This window comes from Micromonospora sp. URMC 107, from assembly GCF_051386315.1.
In the GTDB taxonomy this organism is placed as follows: Bacteria; Actinomycetota; Actinomycetes; order Mycobacteriales; family Micromonosporaceae; genus Micromonospora.
In genome coordinates this window covers 1-4,063 of sequence record NZ_JBPQTK010000236.1, presented here as the reverse complement: position 1 = coordinate 4,063, position 4,063 = coordinate 1, and the positions used below count along the sequence as shown (strand labels likewise).

The window sequence follows — 4,063 nt, the reverse complement described above, 5'->3', positions numbered from 1 at the left end:
CACCCCAACCCCACCCACCGACACCGCCTCGGTGATCAAGAGGTTTGGTGACGCCACAGAGATCGAACTCGACCCAAACCTCTTGATCGACAGCGGAGTACCGGCAGGCACGGCAGACGGCAGGCACGAGGGCCGGCAGGGCGGGTGGAGTGCGGGTCAGGGGAGGCGGGTCTCCAGGACGCCGTTGACGACGCGGGTCGGCAGGACCTGCTGGTCGTTGCCGGACGGGCCGTGCACGACCTCGCCGCCGTTGAGGCGGAACGCGCTGCCGTGCCACGGGCAGACCACGCAGTCGTGCCCGTCGATCTCCTGCACCTCGCCCTCGCCCAGCGGACCGCTCTGGTGCGGGCAGCGCTCCAGCATCACGGTGACCTCGTCGCCGTGCCGGTAGAGGATCACCGAGACGTCGTCGACCTCACGGGTGATCAGCTGGCGCTCCGGCAGGGCGGACATGTCCGCGACGGAGTGCCAGCCGTCGCTCATCCGGTGCAGCTCGGAGATGCTCTGGTTCACCTGCGCGCCCTGCTTGTACGCCAGGTGCCCGCCGAGGTACGCGCCCATGCTGGCGGCGCTGAGCCCGAGGAAGCCGAGCGTACGGCCGAGGTTGTGCCGGCCGGTCATCCGGGCGGCCACCGAGCCGGCGTAGAACGCCAGGCCGACGCTGTTGGACGCGGCGTGCACCAGGCCGATCCGGCGCTGGTCGCGAGCCAGTGCCGCCCAGTCGTTGAGGCCGGCGACCGCGGCCGGGAGGGCGCTGACGGTGCCCACCGCGCACAGCGTGGTGGCGGCCCGGCGCTGCCCCGGCATCAGGTCCAGCACGGCGGTGCTGATCCACGCGCCGACCGGCACCTGCACCATCGCCGGGTGCAGCGGATGGCCCAGCCAGACGCCGTGCAGCAGGTCGCGGACCCGCTGCGGTCGGAGGGTGGCCTGGACGGCACGCTGCAACCGGTCGCCGACCCGGTCCAGGCCGGATGCCTGCTCGATCTTCGTCAAGAGTGCTCGCACCCGTACCGACTTCCCGGCAGGAGCCGTCGCAAACCGGTCGGCCGTGACGGATCCGCAGCGGTACGTGACGAGGCCCCCGCCGACCCGTAACGGGACGCGCCGGGCACCGCCCCGCCGCGGTCGCGGATCCGCCGCACCCACGCCGGCCGGCCGGTCAGCCCTCCCGTGCCCGCCGGCCAGCCAGCCCTGCGACGCCGGCCGGCCCGGTCGGCCCGCCGACGCCGCCGGCCCGGTCAGCCCTCCGGCGCCGTCCAGCGGTCGTGGTGGATCGCCTCGGCCAGTGGGCGCTTCTGCCGCCAGCCGTGCCGGGCCAGGTCGGGTACGGGCTCGAAATGGGTGACCGGCCCGAGGCAGAGCCACGCCACCGGCCGGATCCCGTCGGGGATGCCGAGCAGGTCGGCGAGCCACGGCTCCCGGTAGAACGACACCCAGCCCACCCCGAGCCCCTCGGCGGTGGCGGCGAGCCAGAGGTTCTGGATGGCGAGGCAGGTCGAGTAGAGCCCGGTGTCGGCGATGGCGTGCCGGCCGAGCACGGCGGGGCCGCCCCGGGCCTGGTCGTGGGTGACCACCACCGACAGGGTCGATTCCAGGACGCCGTCGATCTTGATGCGGGCGAACCGTTCGGCCGCCTCCCCGTCGAGCGTCGCGGCGAAGGCGTCCCGCTCGGTGTGGACGTGCTCGTGGAAACGACGGCGCAGCTCCGGGTCGCGCACCAGCACGAAGTCCCAGGGCTGCGAGTAGCCGACGCTCGGCGCGGCGTGCGCCGCCGCCAGCACCCGGCGCAGCGTCTCCTCGGGCACCGGCGCCCCGGTGAACTGGGCGCGTACGTCCCGGCGGCGGTAGATGACGTCGTACAGATCCAAGGCAGGCTCCCGCTGCGCTCGGCCCACGCCACGTCGGACGCGGGCACCGGACGCGAGGCCGGTCTTCGGACTCCCGGATCGACGCCTGGCCGTCCGCCTTCCCGGCCCGGGCGGGCCAGTGGCTGCGCGTACGCGTGGACGGTGGCTCCCCGGTCACCGCGGCGGGCCCGTGCCGGATTCGCACCGGCTTCCCGATTCTCCCCGCTCGCGCGGGGCACCTCACATGATCGTGCCGTCGGGGATGCTAGCGCCGTCCGGCCGGCCCCGGTCCGGCGGGCGTGGAAATCCGGTCGCGGGTCGCCCCGTCCCCGGCCACTGTGGTCCGGGTGTACGCACTCTCCTCCCGCCCGCTGCCGGCCGCCCGGCCGGCGACCAGACTGACCGTCGCGCTGGGGCAGCCCCGGGCCGTACCGCCCCCGCTGCTGATGCTGCTCGGCATGCTCTCCACCCAGGTCGGGGCGGCCGTCGCCAAGCAGCTCTTCGGCAGCACCAGCGCCGGCGGCACGACCACGCTGCGGCTCGGCTTCGCCGCGCTCATCCTGCTGCTCCTGGTTCGGCCGGGACTGCGCCTGGGCTGGCGCACCGCCGGCCTGGTCGGGGCGTTCGGGCTGGCCCTGGCGGTGATGAACCTCGCCTTCTACGCGGCCCTGGAACGGGTGCCGCTGGGCGTCGCGGTCACCATCGGCTTCGCCGGGCCGCTGCTGGTGTCGCTCGCCGGCAGCCGCCGGCTCGTCGACGTGGCGTGGGCGGCGCTGGCCGGCGGCGGGGTGCTGCTGATCAGCGGGCTCGGCGGGACCGGGGTGGACCCGGTGGGGCTGCTGTGCTGCGTGGCCGTCGCGGTCGGCTGGGCGGGCTACGTGCTGCTCGGCAAGGCGGTCAGCGCCCGGGTGCCGGGCAGCCGGGGCCTCGCGCTGGGGATGGCCGTCGCCGCGCTGGCCGTGCTGCCGTTCGGGGTGGCCGGCAGCGGCACGGCGCTGCTCGACCCGTGGACCCTCGCGCTGGGCGCGGCGGTGGCGCTGCTGTCGTCGGTGCTGCCGTACTCGGCGGAGATGGCGGCGCTGCGGCGGATGCCGGCGCGGGTCTTCGCGATCCTGCTCAGCCTGGAGCCGGCGATCGGCGCGCTGGTCGGGCTGGTCCTGCTGGGTGAGCTGCTGGCCTGGCCGCAGGCGGCCGGGGTGGCCTGCGTGGTCGGCGCCGCGCTGGGCGCCACCCTGGCCCGCCCGGGCCGCCCCGACCCGCGCTGACACCTCTGGCGCCGCCGGCACCGCCGGGGGCATGCTGTCCGGATGGGGGTACGCGTCGAACGCGCCACGGCGGTGACCACGGTGATCCTGGACCGGCCGGCGGCCCGCAACGCGGTCGACGGGCCGACGGCCCGGGCGCTGGCCGACGCGTTCCGCGCCTTCGAGGCCGACCCCGACGCCTCGGTGGCCGTGCTCTGGGGGGCCGGCGGCACGTTCTGCGCCGGGGCCGACCTGAAGGCCATCGGCACCCCGAGCGGCAACCGGGTCGAGGCGCAGGGGGACGGACCGATGGGTCCGACCCGGATGACGCTCAGCAAGCCGGTGATCGCCGCGATCTCCGGTCACGCGGTGGCCGGCGGGTTGGAACTGGCGCTCTGGTGCGACCTGCGGGTCGCCGAGTCCGACGCGGTGCTCGGGGTGTTCTGCCGCCGCTGGGGGGTGCCGCTGGTCGACGGGGGCACGGTCCGGCTGCCCCGGCTGATCGGCGAGAGCCGGGCGATGGACCTGATCCTCACCGGCCGACCGGTGCCGGCCGAGGAGGCGTACGGCATGGGGTTGGTGAACCGGCTGGTCGCGCCGGGTGAGTCCCGGGCGGCGGCCGAGCGGCTGGCCGCCGAGCTCGCCCGGCACCCGCAGACCTGCCTGCGCAACGACCGGGCGGCGCTGCTCGCCGGGGCCGGCCTGCCGGAACCGGCGGCGCTGGAGGTGGAGCTGGCGTACGGGATGGAGTCGCTGGCCGCCGACGCGGCGGCGGGGGCGGCCCGGTTCGCCGCCGGCGCCGGCCGGCACGGCGCACCGGCCCACTGACCGGGCGCAGGCCCGACCGCCCCGGCGCCCCGGCCCGCCGACGGGGCGGAAGCTCTCGACGGGCCGGGGGGGGGGGGGGGGGGGGGGGGGGGGGGGGGGGGGGGGGGGGGGGGGGGGGGGGGGGGGGGGGGGGGGGGGGGG

4 protein-coding genes and 1 riboswitch are annotated in these 4,063 nt (G+C 76.6%); of the genes, 2 read left to right on the top strand and 2 right to left on the bottom strand.

Annotated features, from left to right (window positions below):
- Positions 1 to 156: 156 nt before the first annotated feature.
- Both ACSNN9_RS28005 and bluB read right to left on the bottom strand, forming a co-directional pair.
- Positions 157 to 1,008 carry a Rieske 2Fe-2S domain-containing protein gene (locus tag ACSNN9_RS28005; protein WP_436676310.1) on the bottom strand — a complete coding sequence of 284 codons (852 nt, stop codon included), beginning with the start codon at positions 1,006 to 1,008 and terminating at the stop codon, positions 157 to 159.
- A gap of 233 nt (positions 1,009 to 1,241) precedes the next feature.
- Complete coding sequence (bluB, locus tag ACSNN9_RS28000; protein WP_436676309.1) at positions 1,242 to 1,871, bottom strand: 5,6-dimethylbenzimidazole synthase; 630 nt, start codon at positions 1,869 to 1,871, stop codon at positions 1,242 to 1,244.
- A gap of 50 nt (positions 1,872 to 1,921) precedes the next feature.
- A riboswitch (cobalamin riboswitch) is annotated at positions 1,922 to 2,096 on the bottom strand.
- Between the two features lie 101 nt (positions 2,097 to 2,197).
- Here bluB and ACSNN9_RS27995 point away from each other — a divergent pair.
- Positions 2,198 to 3,115, top strand: a complete 918-nt coding sequence (locus ACSNN9_RS27995) for an EamA family transporter (protein WP_436676307.1) — start codon at positions 2,198 to 2,200, stop codon at positions 3,113 to 3,115.
- Positions 3,116 to 3,157: 42 nt separating this feature from the next.
- Complete coding sequence (locus ACSNN9_RS27990; protein ID WP_436676305.1) at positions 3,158 to 3,922, top strand: crotonase/enoyl-CoA hydratase family protein; 765 nt, start codon at positions 3,158 to 3,160, stop codon at positions 3,920 to 3,922.
- Positions 3,923 to 4,063: the final 141 nt, after the last annotated feature.

Bases quoted from the DNA above. Each gene is read 5' to 3' on its own strand.
- ACSNN9_RS27990 (WP_436676305.1), top strand. From the start codon at position 3,158: ATGGGGGTACGCGTCGAACGCGCCACGGCGGTGACCACGGTGATCCTG.